Genomic DNA, 18,282 nt, shown 5'->3' on the forward strand with positions numbered 1-18,282 from the left:
CATTCGTGCCGCGGTTGAGGAAACCATCGGCGGGGAAATGCTCGACGAGGATTCCGACGAGGTCATCGACGTCGTGCTGCTGTGGTGGCGCGACGAGGACGGTGACCTGGTAGATGCCTTGATGGATGCCATCGGGCCCCTCGCCGACGAAGGCTTCGTGTGGGTTCTCACTCCCAAGACCGGTCTCGACGGACACGTCGAGCCCAGCGAGATCGCCGAATCGGCGCCGACTGCCGGCCTGACGCAGACATCGGCAGCCAACCTCGGTGACTGGTCGGGAAGTCGACTGGTTCAGCCGAAGGCTCGTCCGGCCAACAAGCGCTGACCCGGTCCTTTCCGCACTTTCCCAAGGAATCGCACATGCCTCTCGAAGTTGGTGCCCAGGCACCGGATTTCACCTTGAAGGACCAGAACAACCAGGAAGTCTCGCTAGCAGATTTCCGCGGTAAGAAGAACGTTCTGCTGGTCTTCTATCCGTTGGCCTTCACCGGGACTTGTCAGGGGGAACTCTGCAAGGTCCGTGACGAGCTTCCGAAGTTCGAGAACGACGACACCGCCATTCTCGCGATTTCTGTCGGTGCTTCGCCGACTCACAAGATCTGGTCAGCTGAGCAGGGATACACATTTCCCTTGCTGTCGGACTTCTGGCCGCACGGTGAGGTCGCTCAGAAGTACGAGGTGTTCAACGACAAGTTGGGCTTCGCGAATCGTGGCACCTTTGTCATCGACAAAGACGGAATCATTCGTTTTGCCGAGATGAACGGCCCCGGAGAAGCCCGTGACCACGGACTTTGGGCAAACGCGCTTGCCGCGCTAGAGTCTTAGAGCACTCCCGGTGAGGGTCTCACCGGGAGTTCGGGCGTGTAGCTCAGTGGTAGAGCTCTGGTTTTACACACCAGCGGTCGGGGGTTCGAAACCCTCCGCGCCCACCGAAGAATTCAAACCCCGATCTGCATGTCGATGCAGATCGGGGTTTTTCATTTTCGACAACGAATTGTCCGCAATACGCCATTCTGGACGCATGTCCAGTTCTGTGATCGAAGTAGCCGTCGACCCGACGCGCGTGCATCCCACCCGTCCGCACATACACATCGCCGAGATGCCCAGTCTCAGTGTTGCGTTGTTCGCGGGGCAGACGATCCGGGTTCGTTCCCAGAGCGACGCACTGGCGACCGGGATTGCCCGTGTCTGGGAAATCAACCGAATGCACCGCTTGATCTACCTGACGATCGACTGGGACGGGTAGAGATCGGCTCGTGCAGACACGTGACGGTTGGCCAGAGAACGAGCGTCGCTGCTACAACTACGCTCGTGCAGATTTCGGTTCGTTCGTCCCAGTCTCGATTCAATGCGCGAGCTGCCGGGCTTCTCCTCGGCTTCGTTGCGGATCGGGTCTTCGCCGATCCGGGGCGGTTCCATCCGGTTGCCGGCTTCGGAACCGCGGCTATCGCGCTGCAGAAGATGTCCTACCGGGACTCGCGCGCGGCCGGAACACTTCATGTTGCCGTGCTCTTGGCCGGCACCGCAGGACTTGGGCTCGCAGCCGAAAAAGTGTCGCGCCGGGCCGGTTGGGTGGCCGTCACGGGTACGACAGCGATGGCTACCTGGGCCGTGCTCGGCGGGACGTCGCTTGCACGCACCGGCATCGACATGGCCGCTCGATTGGAGGCGTCACAGGTCGATCGCGACCTGACGAAAGCGCGCGAGCTTCTCCCTTCACTGTGTGGACGCGATCCCTCAGTGCTGGGCGAGGACGGCCTCACGCGTGCAGCGCTGGAGTCGGTCGCCGAAAACACCTCGGATGCAAGCGTCGGTGCAATGTTCTGGGGTGCAATTGCGGGCGTGCCGGGTCTGTTCGTCTACCGCGCCGCCAACACCCTCGACGCGATGATCGGCTACCGCTCCGAGAAATACCGCAGATTCGGGTGGGCTGCGGCGAGGTTCGACGACCTGGTCAACATCGTCCCCGCTCGGCTGACAGGTGCGCTGACGGCTGCGTGTGCACCGGTGGTAGGCGGCTCGGTTCAGGAATCACTGGCAGCGTGGAAACGCGACGCAGCGGCTCATCCAAGCCCCAATGCGGGCGTCGCGGAAGCGTCGGCGGCAGGGGCGTTGGGCATTTCGTTGGGTGGTCGGACCGAGTACGCGCACGGGGTGGAGATGCGTCCCGTCCTCGGCCGCGGGCCTGTGCCGACGCCGAACGATCTGCGCCGCGCGGCGAGGCTTTCGTCGGCGGTGCAGATCAGTGCAGTTGTGGTGTCAGCGGGTATTTCAGCGGGTATTGCCGTATCGATCGGCAAGTTTGGCTTCCTGCGCCGTCAGCGGCACTGATTCCGGCTCCGGCTTCTTGCGACGGCTGAAGGTACGAGCCGGTTCGGCGGGGTGTGAGGCAGGCGCGGACACCGGCGCTTCCGGGGTCGTCTCGGTAGCGGCGTCGTCCGCTGCGAAGCCGTCGACAGCTGCTTGAGCTGCCTTCTCCTTGCGACGTTCGCGCCACTCCGCGCGAATGAAGTAGGCCAGTCCGAGCGGCGCCATGATGCCGAACGCCAGCCATTGGAACCCGTACGAGAGATAGGGGCCTGCATCGAGTTGGGGGAGAGGGATCGTCCCCAGGCCGCCGGGCTGGTCGGGTTCGAGTTGGATGTACGCGTCGATCAGGTCCGTTCCGATGAACTCGCCGATAGGTTGTGCGTCGATCGAGTAGACCTGTTTCGCGCCGTCCTCGAACATCGGAACTCGGCCGGGCGCGGTGCCTTCCGACAGACGCACGCGACCGTTGAGAGTGACCGGATCGGTCGGCGGCGCGGCGATGGGCGGTGCCTCGGCGCCGTTGATCGGCCGAACGTATCCGCGATTGACGAGGATCGTGCGGCCGTCGTCGAGAAGGAAAGGCGTCAGGATCTCGTACGACGGTGCGCCCTCGATGGACTGCAGTCGAACGAGGATGTCGGCGTCGGGCAGATAGGTGCCTGCCGCGGTGATGTTTCGCCATTCGTCGTCCGGTGCGATCGTCGAATCGGCGATGACGTCACCGATCGGCACGGTCTCCGCGTTGATCGAGTTCGAGATCAGATCATTGCGGTGCTCGGTCTTTGTGTTCTTGCCGAGTTGCCATGGGGCGAGCACGGTGAAGCACAGGTAGGCGAAGAGCCCGACCACAGCTGCCAGTACCAACCAACCGGGCCGCAACAGGAATTTCAGTCTTCGCACACGTCCACGGTATCCGTTGCCCGAACGGGAGTGAATTTTGCTCCGGGTTCAGGCTCGCTCGCGGATCCAGTCGAGTATGTCGGGAATGGCCGCTTCGATCTGGTCTCGAACCAGTTCGAAGTCCTCCTGGTCCCCGTAGTACGGGTCCGGAACCGATTCTCCGTCCGCCTCGGGGTCGAACGATCGCAGTAGGCGCCGACGCTCGGTGGGCACGCCGAGATGAGCAAGCTCACGTTCGTGCCCGGTGTCGAGGGCGACGACAAGATCGGCGGCGAGATGATCTGCATTGACCTGCGCGGCACTGTGGCCCGTCGGATATCCGGCCGCTCGGAGCACGACGTTGGTCCGCTCGTCGGCCTCGCTACCGGTGTGAAACCCCTCGGTACCTGCACTGCTGACACGGACTCGGTCGGCGAGGCCTTCACGGTCCAGATGCGCGAGCAAGATCTTTTCGGCCATCGGTGACCGGCAGATATTGCCGGTGCACACAAACGTCACATGAAGTGGTTCAGTCACGTGGAGTGGTTCAGTGGCGGCCATCGAGAAGTCCTCCCAGTTCGGATGCCGACGATACGGAGCGAAACGCTTGCCGCGCTTCCTCGGCGGAACCGTAGCCCCATTCGACGACGACGGTGGGGATGCCGTACTTCGCGGCGCCGAGCACGTCGTGATCACGGTCGCCGATCATGAGAACGTCGGGGGTTCCGCCGTCGGATGCGAGGACGGGAGTGATCCCGAGTGAGGTCAGCGAATGCGCGATCACATCGGGTTTAGCCCGACGAGTTCCGTCGTCACTCGCGCCGCCGATGAACTCGAAGTGCTCGGCCAGGCCGAAATGCTCAAGGATTCGAATGGCGAATCGCTCCGACTTGGAGGTGGCTACGGCCAGTCGGGTGCCGCTCGCGCGAGCCTTACCCAGGACGACGTCCATGCCTTCGTACACCGAGTTCTCCTGCCACCCGGTCGCGTCGTAACGCTCGATGTACGCGGCGATCGCCCGATCCACGTCCGCCGGGGCCATACCGAGTGACCTGAAGGTGTCGACCATCGGCGGGCCGATCACCGATGCCAACATCGCTTCCGTCGGCTCCGGATGGCCGACAGTTGCCAACGCGTGTCGGAAGCCGCCGTGAATGCCGGGAGCGGAATCGGTGATGGTGCCGTCCAGATCGAACAGAACTACAGGAAAACGGTCGAGGGGTGGTGTCGTCACGGCACTCATTGTCCCGGACGGCAGGGGTGATGTCCGCGCACGGTGCTCGACCGTAGGCTGACCGGGTGAGTACCGGAACGGTTGACCTGGAGAGCTTGCGACATCACGGCGATGTCGAAGCGGAGCCCGGGTTACTCGATTTTGCCGTCAACGTTCAAGGCTCCGGCCCGCCGAAGTGGTTGCGGGATCGGCTGGCCGCAGGGCTGGCGACGCTTGGTTCGTACCCGTCGGCCGCAGCGGAACTGAAGGCTCGCGAAACGGTCGCGCAGCGGCACGGGCGCCGGCCCGAAGAGGTGTTGTTGCTCTCGGGCGGTGCCGAGGGATTCGCGATGCTGCCGCGCCTGGGCGCTCGTTCGGCAGCGCTGATCCATCCGTCGTTCACCGAGCCGGAACTGGCACTGCGAGAGGCCGGTGTGCCGGTGACTCAAGTGATTCTGGAGCCGCCTTTCGAGCTTCGGACCGCGCAGGTACCCGAATCCGCGGACCTTGTCGTTCTGGGCAATCCGACCAACCCGACGTCCGTGCTTCACCCCAAGGCCGATGTGTTGGCATTGCGTCAGCCGGGCCGGATCCTGGTGGTGGACGAGGCCTTCGGCGACGCGGTCCCCGGCGAAACGGAGAGCATCGCCGGTGTCGAGTCGGCGGATGTACTGGTCCTTCGGAGCCTGACCAAGACGTGGGCGCTCGCCGGATTGCGGTGTGGATACGCGATCGGCTCTCCCGATCTTCTGGCTCGACTCAGTCACGGCCGAGCCCACTGGCCATTGGGCAGTCTGCAGATCGAGGCCATCACGGCGTGCTGCGAACCGTTTGCCGTCGAGCAGTCGAGGATCAAAGCGGACGTGATTGCCGTGGACCGCCGAGACATGTCGCGGCGACTGACCGAGATCGGGATTGCCGTGCACGAACCCGCTGCGGGGCCGTTCGTGCTCATCGACGTCCGTGACGGCGCCACGATGCGAGAGCACCTGCGTGCCCGCGGAATCGCCGTCCGCAGGTGCGACACCTTTCCCGGACTCGGCCCGGATCGGCTGCGCGTGGCCGTCCGTCCAGCCGAGCAGGTTGCGGTACTGATCGAAGCGATGAAGGAGATCTTGTGAGTGGCCCAACCCTTGCGGACGTCATAGCCGTGCTGGAATCCGCTTATCCGCCGGCCCTGGCGGAATCGTGGGACTCGGTCGGCCTGGTCTGCGGCGATCCGGCCGACGCTGTGACGAGAGTGGTCTTCGCGGTGGATCCGACCGAGGCAGTGGTCGACGACGCCATCGCCTCCGGTGCCGACCTTCTGGTCGTTCACCATCCACTTCTGCTGCGTGGGGTGGACACCGTCGGTGCTCACACTCCCAAAGGTGCGTTGGTTCACAAGCTCATCAAGGCGGGGTGCGCGCTGTTCTCGGCGCACACCAATGCGGACTCGGCCGACCCCGGAGTGTCCGACGCGTTGGCGCAGGCTCTGGGCCTGACCGTGCTGCGCCCGATCGAACCCAAGCCGACGCAGCCGCTCGACAAGTGGGTCGTCATGGTTCCGGTGGAGAATGCATCGGCCGTGCAGGATGCACTTTTCGAGGCCGGGGCTGGGCGGATCGGTGATTACAGCCAGTGCAGTTGGACCGTCACCGGTACGGGTCAGTTCCTGCCCGCCGACGGAGCGAATCCGACGATCGGGACCGTCGGCGCTGTGGAGCAGGTTCGCGAGAATCGTGTGGAGGTGATTGCCCCTCGCGGAAAGCGAAGCGCAGTGCTGGGCGCATTGCGTGCCTCCCATCCGTACGAGGAACCGGCCTTCGATGTCTTCGAACTCGCAGCGTTCCCCAGTTCACTCGGACTGGGGCGGTTGGGTGAGCTCGACCACCCCGAAACCTTGCGGGAATTCACCGCGCGAGTGGCGCGCTCACTGCCCTCGACCGAGTGGGGTGTTCGCGCGGCCGGAGATCCAGACGCGACCGTTCGTACCGTGGCGGTGTGCGGCGGTTCCGGCGACTCGTATCTCGACGTGGTGGCGGCACTGGGCGCCGACGTCTACGTCACTGCGGACCTGCGGCATCATCCCGCGGACGAGCATCTACGCGCCGGTGGCCCGGCTCTGGTCGACGTCGCGCACTGGGCGAGTGAATACCCGTGGTGCGCACAGGCGAAATCGGTGCTCGACGCCGCGTTTGCCGACAATCCGGAGTGGGAAAGCCGGGTTTCGACAATTCGCACCGATCCGTGGTGTTTGAGTGCGCATTAGTGCAGCGCTCTGCAAGGTACGGTTGCACGAACAATTCAAGAGCAGTTCTTCGAGAGCCGTCCTTCGCGAGCACTGCCGACATCGGACTTACAGCAGGAGTTATACAGCGTGAACGTCGAACCACAGGTGCAATCCAAGCTTCTCGACCTCGCCGGGGTGGATGCTGAGCTCACTCGGATCACCCACCGACGCGGAGCGCTTCCCGAGCAGCAGGAAGTCGAACGTCTCGAGGCCGAGCGAATCAGCCGTAAAGACGCGTCCGTAGCCGTCGAAATCCAGATCGACGACATCGATCGCGACATTCGCAAGCTCGAAGGCGAGGTCGACGCGGTTCGTCAGCGCGAGGATCGTGACCGCACACTCCTGCAGAGCGGATCGGTCGGGGCGAAGCAGCTCACCGAACTCGAACACGAACTCGGCAGCCTGGTCCGGCGTCAGGGGCTCCTCGAAGACGAGTTGCTCGAAGTGATGGAGCAGCGTGAGGCGTTGCAGGCCGATCACGATCACGCCGGTGCCCAGCTGTCCCAGGCCGAAGAAGAGCTGATCGACGCCAAGCGTCGCCGCGACGATGCCGTCGCTGATCTGGACAAGGCGCAGGAGCGTTGCGCCGCCGATCGTGAACGACTCGTCGGTGAATTCCCCGCCGATTTCCTTGCTGTCTACGAGAAGCAGCGCAGCCTGGGCGGACCGGGCGCGGCGCTTCTGCAGGCACGCCGATGCGGCGCTTGCCGGATCGAGATCGACCGCGGCGAGATCTCGCGAATTGCCGCGACACCGGCCGACGTCGTAGTTCGTTGCCCAGAGTGCAACGCAATCATGGTGCGTACCAAGGAGTCCGGTCTGTGACTCCCACGCAGGTCATCGTCGAGGCGGACGGTGGATCGCGCGGCAACCCCGGCCCGGCCGGCTACGGCGCCGTGGTCTTCGACGCCTCGCGCTCGGTGTTGGCCGAACGCAAGGAAAGCATCGGTATCGCGACCAACAACGTCGCCGAGTACCGCGGACTGATCGCCGGGTTGACCGCTGCCGGTGAACTCGGCGCGTCGACGGTCGACGTCCGCATGGATTCCAAGTTGGTCGTCGAGCAGATGTCCGGGCGCTGGAAGGTCAAGCACCCGGACATGATTCCGCTGCAGCGGCGCGCTGCCGAGCTGGCGACGCAGTTCTCGCGAGTGACCTACACGTGGATTCCTCGCGGCGAGAACTCTCATGCCGATCGTCTTGCCAACGAGGCGATGGACGCGGCTGCCGGCATCGAAACCGGCCCAGTCGCACCTTCGGCCCCCGCACCTGCTGCACCTGCCGCGCCGTCCGAAGAGACGTCGGAGCCGCAGATCGCCGGCTCTCCGGGATGGATCGCCACCACCGGCAAGCCGACACGAATGTTGTTGCTACGTCACGGACAGACAGCGATGTCGGTCGATCGCCGGTATTCCGGACGCGGGAATCCGGAGCTCACGGAACTGGGCCGCGCGCAGGCTGCCGGCGCAGCCGGACGCTTCGGGAACCGAGGCGGTATCGACGCCATCGTCTGCTCACCCCTCGGCAGAACCCGTGAGACGGCAGAGGCATCGGCCCGCGTGCTCGGTTTACCCGTCGTCGAGCACAAGGGTTTGATCGAAACCGATTTCGGCGACTGGGACGGACTCACGTTCCGCGAGGCAGCCGAGCGTGACCCGGACCTGCATCGCGAATGGCTCTCGGACACTTCGGTGCGTCCACCGGGCGGCGAGAGTTTCGACGAGGTACGCGAACGAGTCGTCGCCGCGCGTGACGACCTGATCTCGACCTACGGCGGCGCGACGCTGTTGGTCGTCTCTCACGTCACCCCGATCAAGACTTTGGTGCAGCTGGCCCTCGATGCCGGGCCGTCGTTGCTGTACCGGTTGCATCTGGATCTGGCGTCGCTGAGTATCACCGAGTTCTATCCCGACGGGGGAGCCTCGGTCCGGTTGGTCAACGACACGTCACACCTTCGCTGAAAGAGCCCCGACGGCTGATCAGCCTCTGATCAGATCACCAACCACAGGGCACTCACGGCGGCGAGCAATGTCAGTGGCGTCGTGATGACCCCGAGCAGAGTGAATGTCGCCAGCGTGGGCGGTGCGCCCGCGCTGGTGGCGACTCGTCGCCAGAGCATCGTTGCCAGTGAGCCCACGTAGGTGAGGTTGGGGCCGAGGTTGACGCCGATCAACATCGCAAGCACCAGAGCTGGAGGTGCCGCCGTTCCGAGCGCTGCGATCATCAGCAAGGTTGCCGGCAGGTTGTTGACGAGATTGGACGCTACCGCCGCTACTGCGGCGACAAAGAGCAGTGAGCCGTAGCTGGTGTCGCCTGGCAGGATCTGCGCAATCCATTCGCCCACCGGCCCGTTCGCGACTCCGGCGACGATGATTCCGAGAACCAGGACGAACGCGCAGAACCAGAGGTCGGCAGCGTAGAGCATCTTGGCGGCGGTCGTACGGTGCCGAGCCAGAGCGATCGCTCCCAGGACACTCGCACCCACCACCGCGATCCAGGCGGGCTCGATCCCGAAGAAACCCGAAACCGCGAAACCGAGCAGCGTCATTCCGATCACCGTCAGCGGCAGAATCGGCGCAGGCGCAGATCTGGCTGCCACCGGCGGTTCGGCGCTGTCGCCCCGCGGGAGTTCCGAACGGAAGAACAGTCGAAAAATCAGGTACTCGACAGCGATCGTCACGACCCACGGCAACGCCATCAATGCGGTGAAGTGCAAGAACGTCAAACCTGTTGCGGCAAACGCGATGAGGTTGGTCAGGTTGGACACCGGCAGCAGGGTCGACGCCGAATTCGACAGGTGCGCACTGGCATAGGAATGCGGCCGGGGACTTGCTCCGATGGATCGTGCGGCCGCGATCACCGCGGGTGTCAGCAGCACGACGGTGGCGTCGAGGCTCAGGACCGCCGTGGTCAGGGCGGCGGCGCCGAACACATAGATCAGCAACCGGTGTGGATCGGCGAGGGATTTTTGCTGCAGGATCTGGCTGACCCAGCGAAAGACGCCGAGAGCATCGGCGGCATGAGCGAGAACCAGCACGGCAACCAGGAAGACGACGGTGGGTGCCATGCTCGCCAGTTCGTCGCGGGCTTCGTCGAGAGTTACGACGCCGGTCAGGAGAACGACGACAGCTGCCGGCCCGGCGATGACGATCTCGGGAAGCCCGCGTGGACGCACTATCGCGAAGACGAGGACGAGGGCGACGAGCAGGATCGGTAGAAGAGTCACGCGATGGTGCTCCGTGTCGGGGCGAGCGTCATTTGAGCAGTTTGTAGAGCGTGTTCAGGTTTCGGGTTGTGGTGAACGCCTTGAACTTCGGTTTTCCGGTGTTCCTGCCGAACGCGCTCTTGACGGTCTGCCCCTTCTCGACCTCCCAGTACAGGACTCCGTCGCCTGCCGCCACACGCTCGACCGAGGCATCGAGTTGCGCTGCTGCAGTGCTCAATTCCTCCAGGATTTCCGGCTCGGAGGCAACCATCGCATAAGCATGCCAACCCTCGCGTTCGCGCTCGAACGGGTAGTTGTCCACGATCGCCTGCAGTGTCGGAAGGTCGAGGACGAACACCCAAGCCTCGTAGCCGAACTCGCGGGCAAGGGCGGATTCGATCTGTTTCTTCAGCGTCGGGATGTCGGTGCTCGGACTGTCGAACAGAACGTTGCCTGAGGCCAACACGGTTTTCACCCCTTGGAATCCGAGGTCACCGAAGACTCTCGCCAGGTCCGCCATCTTGATGTTGATGCCGCCCACGTTGATACCGCGTAGCAGGGCCACGTACCGAGTCATACGGTGACCATAGTGCCGGCCACCGACAGGCGCCCGGTAGCATACGGGGGCGGACGAGTTGGCCGGGCGGCCGCGGCTTCTGGAACCAGCGCGTATCGCGCACAGGCCTGGGGCCGAGGAAAGTCCGGACTCCACAGAGCAGGGCGGTTGTTAACGGCAACCCGAGGCAACTCGCGGGACAGTGCCACAGAAAACAGACCGCCTGCCTTTCGAGGCAGGTAAGGGTGAAACGGTGCGGTAAGAGCGCACCAGCACCTCGGGTGACCGGGGTGGCTAGGTAAACCCCGCCCGGAGCAAGGTTGAAGGTCGCATCGCTCGCGGTGCGGCTGCGCAGGTGTTCGAGGGCTGCTCGCCCGAGCCTGCGGGTGAACCGCTCGAGGCACCCGGCGACGGTGTGCCCAGATGGATGGTCGCCACTCGGCACTTCGGTGCCGCAGGACAGGATCCGGCTTACACGCCGACTCGTCCGCCCGCGATCTGCAAGAGAGCACAAAGAAGACCCCCACCGGATCGGTGGGGGTCTTCTTTATGGTCGAAAGCTGTCAGACAGGCTTGATGACCAGCAGCGTAGCCCAGTACGTTGCCGCGTCATGGCCCATGAGCGGGAGGAGGTAATCGTAAAGAATTGCGGACATGCGCACTCCATTTTCTGTTCGTAGCTTGTGTTGGGCATTCAAGCAGAACTCACCGTTCGAATGTCCGGTTCTCACCTGCCAGGCCAAGTAGAAAGAATATCAGTCTCACAGCGATCTACAAGCTTCTATCTCACTCTGATGTCACACTGTGGATATGACTGATGAAGATCGACTCTGGTACTTCGACGTGTCCGACGGTTCCGTCACGCAGGGAAAGGGCGCGTCCTCGCTGACGAGGATGGGGCCGTACCCTGATCGGGACTCTGCCGAGCATGCATTGAAGATCGCTGCCGAACGCAACAAAGCCGCCGATCGGGCAGACGAAGACTGGAACAACTGAGACTTGGAATAACTGAGACTTGGAACAGCTGGGACTCGAACAACTGGGACCGGTACTGCTGCTATACCGGCCCGAACCGATCATGGAGGATGCGTGCCCGCAAGTCGAATGATGGTGCAGGGAATCGACTTCGGAGTGGTTCGGGCGGAGTTCGACTTGCCAGGAGCATTCTCGGCTGCGGCGCAGGCCGAGGCCGAGAATGCCGTGGATCGTTTCGGCGCCGGGCGTGTCGACGAAACGGGTATCGCCTTCGTGACCATCGACCCTCCCGGATCGATGGACCTCGACCAGGCAGTGCACATCGAGAAGACCTCGACCGGGTACGTCGTGCACTACGCGATCGCCGACGTCGCGGCGGTGGTGACGCCGGGTGGCGCTCTCGACATCGAAACCCGCAAGCGGGGCCAAACCTTCTATCTCCCGGACGGTTCCGTCCCGCTGCATCCCCGAGCGTTGTCGGAGGGATCGGCGAGTCTGCTGCCGGACGTGGTTCGTCCCGCCGCGCTGTGGCGGATCGAACTCGACGCGCAGGCCGAGCCGACGTCGTGGCAGGTGAGACGCGCTCTGGTGAAATCGGTGGCACGTCTGGACTATTCGACCGTGCAGCGCGATGCCGACGCGGGAACCTTGCATCCGTCCATCGCCGCACTACCGGAGTTCGGACGATTGCGCAGTGTCTCGGCGGTTGCCAGGGGTGCCATCGAGCTGAAACTGCCCGAGCAGTCAGTGGTTCGGGATCAGCCGGAGGACGAGTCCTCGGCTCGCTGGCGGATCGAACTGGAGCCACGCACCGAAGCGGACGACTGGAACGCAGAAGTGTCGCTGCTGACCGGGATGTGTGCCGGCCGCATGATGATCGACGCAGGTATCGGGTTGCTTCGCACGCTGCCGCCGGCCGAGGAGTCCGCGGTTCGGACCTTGCGGAGAACTGCAGTGGCGCTGGGTATCACGTGGCCGGAGGGGCAAAGCGTCGGGCAGATTCTTGCCGGACTCGATTCCAACGAGCCGTCGACGATGGCGCTGATGTCGGTTGCGCCGTCGTTGCTGCGCGGGGCAGACTACGCGGCCTTCGACGGCCGACTACCGGAGTTGACGGTGCATGCGGGGATCGGAGCGCCCTACGCTCACGTGACTGCTCCGCTGCGCCGGCTGTCCGATCGTTTCAGCACCGAGGTGTGTCTGGCGATCACAGCTGGTACGCCGGTACCGGAATGGGCGCGCACTGCACTTCCCGAGCTGCCCGACATCATGAGTGGGTCCGACTCGCTGGCGAACAAGGTCGACCGTGCGTGCATCGATCTGACCGAGTCCACGCTGCTCGACGGCCGGGTCGGCGAGGTCTTCGACGCAGTGGTGATGCGCGCCAAGGACGGAAAGCGCTCGGCGGAAGTGTTTGTCCCGTCGGTCGCAGTGATTGCGAAATGCGTCGGAACGCCCGACGACGGTGAGCGCGCAAAGGTGCGACTCACCGCCGTCGACACCGTCAAACGGACGGTGGAGTTCACGTTCCCGGCGTAGCGAGCTACCGGTAAGAATCGGTGGCTTCCACCAAGTGATGTGCGATGCCGGGCTCCATCGCGGAGTGTCCGGCGTCGTCGACGATCACGAGCTTGGATTCGGGCCACGCCTTGTGCAGCGCCCACGCGCTGGTGGCGGGGCAGACGACGTCGTAGCGGCCCTGGACGATCGTCCCCGGAATGCCGTGCAGTGCGGAGCTTTCGCGTAGGAGTTGACCCTCGTCGAAGAATCCGCCGTTGACGAAGTAGTGGTTCTCGATACGAGCGAAGGCCAAGGCGAACCTGGTCTCGGAGTTCTGTTCGATCTTGTCCGCCTGTGGGTACAGGTAGCTCGTCGATCCTTCCCAGGCCGACCAGGCGATCGCTGCCCGGGCTGCGACGGCGGGGTCTTCGGAATGGAGCAGTTGGTGATAGACCGCGACGAGGTCTTCGCCGCGCTGCGCCTCGGGTACCGGTTCGAGGAATTTGTCCCAGCGCTCCGGGAAGATGTTTCCCGCGCCGCCGTTGTAGTACCAGTCGATCTCACTGCGACGCAGGAGGAAGATCCCGCGCAGGACCAGCTCAGTGACGCGCGTGGGAAACGTTTCGGCGTAGGCGATGGACAGCGTGGAACCCCAGGACCCGCCGAAAACCATCCACTTGTCGATCGAAAGATGTTCACGCAGGGCTTCGATGTCGGCCAGCAGCTTGTCCGTTGTGTTCACCGACAGGTCGGCGCCGTCGGCAACGTGAGGGGTGGACCGCCCGCAGCCGCGCTGGTCGAGTAGAACGATGCGGTATGCGGCCGGATCGAAGAACTGGCGTACCGCCGGTTGCGCACCACCGCCGGGGCCACCGTGCAGGAACACCACCGGCTTGCCGTCCGGATTTCCGCTGACTTCCCAGTACATGCTCTGGCCGTCACCGACATCGAGGAAGCCGGTGACGAAAGGCTCGATCGGGGGATAGAGACTCCGCAGAGCCGACGGCGGTGCTGACGTTTCGCTCATCAGAAGCCCACCAGCCCGGAGGCGAGATCGGGGATCTCGAGTGCGGAAATCGCGCCGCCCCGGACGTCCGGGCACGCGGCCGAGGTTGCCGCGTCGATGCTTTCGCGGTTCTGGGCGAGATCGAGCAGGTTGATGCCGTTCTGCGTCGCCCACGTGATGACGATCGTGTTCAGTCCGCCCTTGCCGAGCGTCGGGGTGACGGTCCGCCAGTTCTGCAGCTGCCCTTCCATATCCGAGCACAACTGCTGGACCTGAGCGTCGGTGAACGTCGAACCGGACGCGGAGGTTGTTGCCGGCGCCGTCTTGGTGGAACTCGCGGGCGTAGTGCTGCTGGGCGCGGGAGAGTTGGTGGACCCTCCCGCGCATCCGCTCAGCACCGTGACGAGAGCTGCCGCACCGACTACAGCTGCGGCAGTAGAACTTCGACGGTTACCGATCATTGAACGCACCCCTGGCTGGTTGAGAGACAGGCGGCGTTCGCCGGTCTCGGATCAGAAACTGTGTTCTGCGGCCGGGAAAGCGCCAGTGCGAACTTCTGATGCATAGGCTGCGGCTGCGGAACGCAGTTCGTCACCGACGTTACCGAAACGCTTGACGAACTTGGCTGTCTTACCGCTCGTGTAACCCGCCATGTCCTGCCAGACGAGTACCTGAGCGTCGCATTCGGAACCGGCCCCGATGCCGACGGTGGGGATGGTGAGTTTGCGGCTGACCTGGCCCGCAATCTCGGCCGGAACCATTTCCATGACGACGGAGAACGCCCCGGCTTCCTGGACTGCAATGGCGTCCGCCACAAGCTGCTCGGCCGCGTCGCCGCGACCCTGGACGCGGAATCCGCCGAGCGAGTTCACGCTCTGCGGGGTGAATCCGACGTGAGCCATGACGGGGATGCCGGCCGAGGTGATAGCCGCGATCTGCTTACTCATCCGCTCGCCGCCCTCGAGCTTGACGGCGTGCGCGAGGCCTTCCTTCATGAACCGCGTCGCAGTCGACAGGGCCTGCTCGGCGGAACCCTCGTAGGTGCCGAAGGGGAGGTCGGCGACGACGAGTGCGTGCGGCGCGCCGCGAACGACGCCACGCACGAGCGGGAGCAGTTCGTCGACGGTGATCGGCACGGTGGTGTCGTAGCCGTAGACGACGTTGGCGGCAGAGTCGCCGACGAGCAGCACCGGGATGCCTGCGTCTTCGAAGATGCGTGCCGTGGAGTAGTCGTAAGCGGTGAGCATCGACCAGCGTTCGCCGTTCTGCTTCATCTCGGCGAGGTGGTGAATGCGCGTCTTACGCTTCGGTGCATCGGTAGAGCTTGCAGTGGGTACAGAACCGTAGAGAGGTGTTTCGGACATCGTTGTCCCTTTCTGGCCTCGAGGCCCTGAGCGTTGATCGCCTTCGGGTCCCCGGGTGTGGGTGATGACGTGTTCAGTCTGCCACCGGACATCGCCGACACGAATAGTTGACGGGGTGCAATGGGTCACATCACCGCGCGCGTATCAGGTAGGTGCCGAGACGAGGCGAACCGCTGGCTATCGCGGTTTCCTGGCACCATCGATGGCATGTCGAAGTTCGTTCGCCTCTCCGGTGCCCTCGCCGGAAGCGCAGCAGTGCTCGTGTTGGTTGTCGGTTGCACCAGTTCGGAAGGCACGCCCGAATCAGTGGAACCTGCTGGTTCTGCCGCGTCCGCGGTGCCGTCCGGCCTCGAGAAATTCTACGAGCAGACGCTCGACTGGGGTTCGTGCGACCAATTTGTCGAAGAAGGAACTGCGCCGCTGGGGCGTGGGATCGACTGCGCCGAGGTGAGCGTTCCCGTCGACTACGCGAATCCGAACGGCGACACCGCGAAGGTGGTGATCTCGCGTTCGAAGGCTACCGGCGACCGCATCGGCTCACTGTTGCTGAACCCCGGCGGGCCGGGTGGGTCCGGGCTGTCGATGGCGACCTCGGGTTCGGGCACCGAATTGCAGGAACGTTTCGACATGATCGGCTTCGATCCGCGGGGGATCGGGGCGTCGACCCCGCAGGTTCGGTGTTTGACGCCGGAGGAGACCGACGCGGAGCGTGCGGAGGTCAACGTCGACATGACGCCGGAGGGCATCGCTCTCGCCGAGGCGGACAGCAAGGACTACGCCGCCAAGTGCGCTGAGCGGACCGGTACGGAGTTCCTCGCTCATGTCGGTACCTACGAGGTGGTGCGAGATATGGACGTCATTCGGGGCGTTCTCGGCGATCCGAAGATGAACTACCTCGGGTTCTCGTACGGGACCCGGCTCGGATCCACGTACGCGGAAACCTTTCCGCAGAACGTCCGAGCGATGGTCCTCGACGGCGCGCTCGACCCCGAGCAGGATCCGGTCGACGAAGTGGTCTTGCAGGGGCAGGGCTTCCAAGGCGCGTTCGACGCCTTTGTCGCCGACTGTGTCTCGCGAACGGATTGCCCGCTGGGTGATGATCCGGCGCAGGCGCAGGCACGCTTTCAGGCACTCGTCGATCCTTTGATCGAGAAGCCGGCACAGACCACCGATCCGCGAGGGCTGAGTTATTCCGACGCGATCACCGGCGTCCAGCAGGCTCTGTATTCGCCGCAGTTGTGGACGCCGCTGCGTGGGGGTCTGTCGAGTCTGGCCGACGGACGCGGCGATTCGCTGCTCAATCTCGCCGACATGTACGAAGGCCGTGAGGATGACGGCAGCTACTCCAACATCAACGACGCGTTCAACGCCATTCGCTGCGTGGACGATCCGGCAACCACCGACCGCGCCGAGGCCGGCGAATCCGACACTCGGTACCGCGAGGCGGCGCCGTTCCTCGACGACGGCCGCGGGACGGGTCAAGCGCCGCTCGACCTGTGCGCGTTCTGGCCCGTTCCGGCTACCGGCAGCCCTCACGCGCTCGACCCCCAGGCGCTCGCTGACGCCGGTCTGCCGCAGCTGGTCGTCGTGTCCACGACGCAGGATCCGGCGACCCCGTATCAGGCCGGAGTGGATCTCGCGAAGCAGTTGGGCGCTGCTCTGATCACGTTCGACGGAACCCAACACACGGTGGTTCTGGACGGAAACTCCTGCGTCGACGATGCCGTCGTCGACTACTTCGTTTACTTGAAGGCTCCGGAAGAGGGTCTGACATGTTAACCGGCGCGACGCCGTACGCTGCGCCTATTCGATGGTGACCAATCACTCTGTTAACCGGGACCACTGATGTAACACAGATTTAACGTGGCTTGCTTAGTCTCGCGTGCATGGATCGCCAAAAAGAATTCGTGCTTCGTACCCTGGAAGAGCGCGACATTCGGTTTGTCCGCTTGTGGTTCACCGATGTTCTCGGGTACCTCAAATCGGTGGCGATCGCCCCCGCCGAACTCGAAGGCGCCTTCGAGGAGGGAATCGGATTCGACGGTTCCGCCATCGAGGGATTCTCTCGAGTCTCCGAAGCCGACACCGTCGCTCGGCCCGACGCCTCGACATTCCAGATCCTGCCGTGGGCGCACAAGGACGGTGCGCAGCATTCCGCTCGCATGTTCTGCGACATCACGATGCCCGATGGTTCGCCGTCGTGGGCCGATCCGCGCCACGTACTGCGTCGCCAGCTGAGCAAGGCCAGCGACTTGGGCTTCAGCTGCTACGTCCACCCGGAAATCGAGTTCTTCCTTCTGGAGAACGGCCCGATCGACGGCACTCCACCGATCCCGGCCGACTCGGGCGGATACTTCGACCAGGCCGTGCACGATTCGGCTCCGAATTTCCGCCGCCACGCCATCGACGCACTCGAGTCGATGGGCATCTCGGTCGAGTTCAGCCACCACGAGGCCGCGCCGGGTCAGCAGGAGATCGATCTGCGCTACGCCGACGCACTCTCGATGGCCGACAACGTGATGACGTTCCGGTACGTCGTCAAGGAGGTCGCGATCGGTGAAGGCGTCCGGGCGAGCTTCATGCCCAAGCCGTTCAGCGATCAGGCCGGCTCCGCGATGCACACCCACATGAGCCTGTTCGAGGGCGACACCAACGCCTTCCACAATCCGGACGATCCGATGCAGCTCTCCGAGACCGGCAAGGCGTTCATCGCCGGCATCCTCGAGCACGCCAACGAGATCAGTGCGGTCACGAACCAGTGGGTCAACTCGTACAAGCGACTCGTCCACGGGGGAGAGGCACCCACTGCTGCGTCGTGGGGCCCGTCCAACCGATCGGCTCTCATTCGCGTCCCGATGTACACGCCCAACAAGGCGTCCTCGCGCCGCGTCGAGATCCGTAGCCCAGACTCGGCTTGCAACCCGTACCTGACTTTCGCGGTCCTGCTTGCTGCCGGTCTTCGCGGCATCGAGAAGGGCTACACCTTGCCGCCCGAGGCAGAA

The 18,282-nt window shown here is 64.1% G+C and carries 20 protein-coding genes, 1 tRNA gene and 1 other RNA gene; 14 read left to right on the plus strand and 8 right to left on the minus strand.

The window, feature by feature from the left end:
- The 5 genes from A2J01_RS17790 to A2J01_RS17810 all read left to right on the plus strand — a co-directional run.
- The coding region (locus A2J01_RS17790; RefSeq protein ID WP_064113238.1) for a DUF3052 domain-containing protein at positions 1–325 on the plus strand (325 nt) is incomplete at its 5' end.
- Between the two features lie 35 nt (positions 326–360).
- Positions 361–825 carry a peroxiredoxin gene (locus tag A2J01_RS17795; RefSeq protein WP_003941619.1) on the plus strand — a complete coding sequence of 155 codons (465 nt, stop codon included), beginning with the start codon at positions 361–363 and terminating at the stop codon, positions 823–825.
- A 32-nt stretch (positions 826–857) separates the two neighbouring features.
- Positions 858–929: transfer RNA gene (locus A2J01_RS17800), tRNA-Val, on the plus strand.
- 92 nt (positions 930–1,021) lie between these two features.
- Positions 1,022–1,246, plus strand: coding sequence for a hypothetical protein (locus A2J01_RS17805; RefSeq protein ID WP_050656439.1), 225 nt, complete (start codon positions 1,022–1,024; stop codon positions 1,244–1,246).
- Positions 1,247–1,311: 65 nt separating this feature from the next.
- Positions 1,312–2,331 (plus strand): cobalamin biosynthesis protein, encoded by a 1,020-nt coding sequence (locus tag A2J01_RS17810; protein ID WP_064113247.1) that lies wholly within the window; start codon positions 1,312–1,314, stop codon positions 2,329–2,331.
- Here the strand turns inward: A2J01_RS17810 and A2J01_RS17815 are convergent.
- From A2J01_RS17815 to A2J01_RS17825, 3 genes are read right to left on the minus strand one after another with little or no spacing between them, the layout of a single operon-like run.
- On the minus strand, positions 2,272–3,210 hold the full coding sequence (locus A2J01_RS17815; protein ID WP_064113239.1) for an SURF1 family cytochrome oxidase biogenesis protein: 939 nt from the start codon (positions 3,208–3,210) through the stop codon (positions 2,272–2,274). The two genes, A2J01_RS17810 and A2J01_RS17815, sit on opposite strands and share 60 nt — an antisense overlap.
- A gap of 48 nt (positions 3,211–3,258) precedes the next feature.
- A complete protein-coding gene (locus A2J01_RS17820; protein WP_007735468.1) occupies positions 3,259–3,750 on the minus strand; it encodes a low molecular weight protein-tyrosine-phosphatase in 492 nt (163 codons plus the stop codon).
- Complete coding sequence (locus A2J01_RS17825; protein ID WP_042445748.1) at positions 3,737–4,432, minus strand: HAD hydrolase-like protein; 696 nt, start codon at positions 4,430–4,432, stop codon at positions 3,737–3,739. The genes A2J01_RS17820 and A2J01_RS17825 overlap by 14 nt, the downstream gene beginning before the upstream one ends.
- A 56-nt stretch (positions 4,433–4,488) precedes the next feature.
- Between A2J01_RS17825 and cobC the strand changes: the two genes are divergently transcribed.
- The 4 genes from cobC (at position 4,489) to A2J01_RS17845 (ending at position 8,635) form a co-directional block, all read left to right on the plus strand.
- Entirely contained in the window at positions 4,489–5,523 is a 1,035-nt protein-coding gene (gene cobC, locus A2J01_RS17830; RefSeq protein ID WP_064113240.1) for an Rv2231c family pyridoxal phosphate-dependent protein CobC, read from the plus strand.
- A complete protein-coding gene (locus tag A2J01_RS17835) occupies positions 5,520–6,653 on the plus strand; it encodes a Nif3-like dinuclear metal center hexameric protein (RefSeq protein ID WP_030537562.1) in 1,134 nt (377 codons plus the stop codon). The genes cobC and A2J01_RS17835 overlap by 4 nt, the downstream gene beginning before the upstream one ends.
- Before the next feature lie 108 nt (positions 6,654–6,761).
- On the plus strand, positions 6,762–7,499 hold the full coding sequence (locus A2J01_RS17840; RefSeq protein WP_003941604.1) for a zinc ribbon domain-containing protein: 738 nt from the start codon (positions 6,762–6,764) through the stop codon (positions 7,497–7,499).
- Complete coding sequence (locus A2J01_RS17845) at positions 7,496–8,635, plus strand: bifunctional RNase H/acid phosphatase (RefSeq protein ID WP_064113241.1); 1,140 nt, start codon at positions 7,496–7,498, stop codon at positions 8,633–8,635. Before A2J01_RS17840 ends, A2J01_RS17845 begins: the two co-directional genes overlap by 4 nt.
- Before the next feature lie 29 nt (positions 8,636–8,664).
- On the opposite strand, the gene A2J01_RS17850 is transcribed toward A2J01_RS17845, so the two are convergent.
- Both A2J01_RS17850 and A2J01_RS17855 read right to left on the minus strand, forming a co-directional pair.
- A complete protein-coding gene (locus A2J01_RS17850; protein WP_064113242.1) occupies positions 8,665–9,900 on the minus strand; it encodes an SLC13 family permease in 1,236 nt (411 codons plus the stop codon).
- Positions 9,901–9,928: 28 nt separating this feature from the next.
- On the minus strand, positions 9,929–10,456 hold the full coding sequence (locus tag A2J01_RS17855) for a DUF1697 domain-containing protein (RefSeq protein WP_007735458.1): 528 nt from the start codon (positions 10,454–10,456) through the stop codon (positions 9,929–9,931).
- Between the two features lie 54 nt (positions 10,457–10,510).
- Here A2J01_RS17855 and rnpB point away from each other — a divergent pair.
- The 3 genes from rnpB to A2J01_RS17870 all read left to right on the plus strand — a co-directional run bounded on the left by rnpB (position 10,511) and on the right by A2J01_RS17870 (position 12,949).
- Positions 10,511–10,925, plus strand: an RNA gene (gene rnpB, locus A2J01_RS17860) — RNase P RNA component class A.
- Between the two features lie 320 nt (positions 10,926–11,245).
- Positions 11,246–11,431 (plus strand): hypothetical protein, encoded by a 186-nt coding sequence (locus tag A2J01_RS17865; RefSeq protein WP_007735457.1) that lies wholly within the window; start codon positions 11,246–11,248, stop codon positions 11,429–11,431.
- 108 nt (positions 11,432–11,539) lie between these two features.
- The gene (locus A2J01_RS17870; protein ID WP_064113243.1) at positions 11,540–12,949 is read left to right on the plus strand and encodes an RNB domain-containing ribonuclease; all 1,410 of its coding nucleotides are present in this window, start codon (positions 11,540–11,542) and stop codon (positions 12,947–12,949) included.
- 4 nt (positions 12,950–12,953) lie between these two features.
- Here the strand turns inward: A2J01_RS17870 and pip are convergent, their stop codons facing one another.
- Genes pip through panB form a run of 3 tightly spaced genes read right to left on the minus strand, consistent with a single transcriptional unit; the run spans position 12,954 to position 15,280 of the window.
- Positions 12,954–13,937 carry a prolyl aminopeptidase gene (pip, locus tag A2J01_RS17875; RefSeq protein ID WP_064113244.1) on the minus strand — a complete coding sequence of 328 codons (984 nt, stop codon included), beginning with the start codon at positions 13,935–13,937 and terminating at the stop codon, positions 12,954–12,956.
- Positions 13,937–14,377, minus strand: coding sequence for a hypothetical protein (locus A2J01_RS17880; protein ID WP_020969914.1), 441 nt, complete (start codon positions 14,375–14,377; stop codon positions 13,937–13,939). The genes pip and A2J01_RS17880 overlap by 1 nt, the downstream gene beginning before the upstream one ends.
- A gap of 51 nt (positions 14,378–14,428) precedes the next feature.
- Positions 14,429–15,280 (minus strand): 3-methyl-2-oxobutanoate hydroxymethyltransferase, encoded by an 852-nt coding sequence (panB, locus tag A2J01_RS17885; protein ID WP_064113245.1) that lies wholly within the window; start codon positions 15,278–15,280, stop codon positions 14,429–14,431.
- Positions 15,281–15,487: 207 nt separating this feature from the next.
- Between panB and A2J01_RS17890 the strand changes: the two genes are divergently transcribed.
- Both A2J01_RS17890 and A2J01_RS17895 read left to right on the plus strand, forming a co-directional pair.
- Positions 15,488–17,059, plus strand: coding sequence for an alpha/beta hydrolase (locus A2J01_RS17890; protein ID WP_007735453.1), 1,572 nt, complete (start codon positions 15,488–15,490; stop codon positions 17,057–17,059).
- Positions 17,060–17,166: 107 nt separating this feature from the next.
- Positions 17,167–18,282: glutamine synthetase family protein (locus tag A2J01_RS17895; RefSeq protein ID WP_064113246.1), on the plus strand; the 1,116-nt coding region annotated here is incomplete at its 3' end.

It is taken from the genome of Rhodococcus sp. EPR-134 (genome assembly GCF_001647205.1).
In the GTDB taxonomy this organism is placed as follows: Bacteria; Actinomycetota; Actinomycetes; order Mycobacteriales; family Mycobacteriaceae; genus Rhodococcus_F; species Rhodococcus_F qingshengii.

Excerpts from the sequence above, each read along its gene's own strand:
- A2J01_RS17795 (WP_003941619.1), top strand. The coding sequence starts at position 361 with ATGCCTCTCGAAGTTGGTGCCCAGGCACCGGATTTCACCTTGAAGGAC.
- A2J01_RS17805 (WP_050656439.1), top strand. The coding sequence starts at position 1,022 with ATGTCCAGTTCTGTGATCGAAGTAGCCGTCGACCCGACGCGCGTGCAT.
- A2J01_RS17820 (WP_007735468.1), bottom strand. The coding sequence starts at position 3,750 with ATGGCCGCCACTGAACCACTCCACGTGACTGAACCACTTCATGTGACG.
- A2J01_RS17825 (WP_042445748.1), bottom strand. The coding sequence starts at position 4,432 with ATGAGTGCCGTGACGACACCACCCCTCGACCGTTTTCCTGTAGTTCTG.
- A2J01_RS17855 (WP_007735458.1), bottom strand. The coding sequence starts at position 10,456 with ATGACTCGGTACGTGGCCCTGCTACGCGGTATCAACGTGGGCGGCATC.
- A2J01_RS17865 (WP_007735457.1), top strand. The coding sequence starts at position 11,246 with ATGACTGATGAAGATCGACTCTGGTACTTCGACGTGTCCGACGGTTCC.
- A2J01_RS17870 (WP_064113243.1), top strand. The coding sequence starts at position 11,540 with ATGATGGTGCAGGGAATCGACTTCGGAGTGGTTCGGGCGGAGTTCGAC.
- pip (WP_064113244.1), bottom strand. The coding sequence starts at position 13,937 with ATGAGCGAAACGTCAGCACCGCCGTCGGCTCTGCGGAGTCTCTATCCC.
- A2J01_RS17880 (WP_020969914.1), bottom strand. The coding sequence starts at position 14,377 with ATGATCGGTAACCGTCGAAGTTCTACTGCCGCAGCTGTAGTCGGTGCG.
- panB (WP_064113245.1), bottom strand. The coding sequence starts at position 15,280 with ATGTCCGAAACACCTCTCTACGGTTCTGTACCCACTGCAAGCTCTACC.
- A2J01_RS17890 (WP_007735453.1), top strand. The coding sequence starts at position 15,488 with ATGTCGAAGTTCGTTCGCCTCTCCGGTGCCCTCGCCGGAAGCGCAGCA.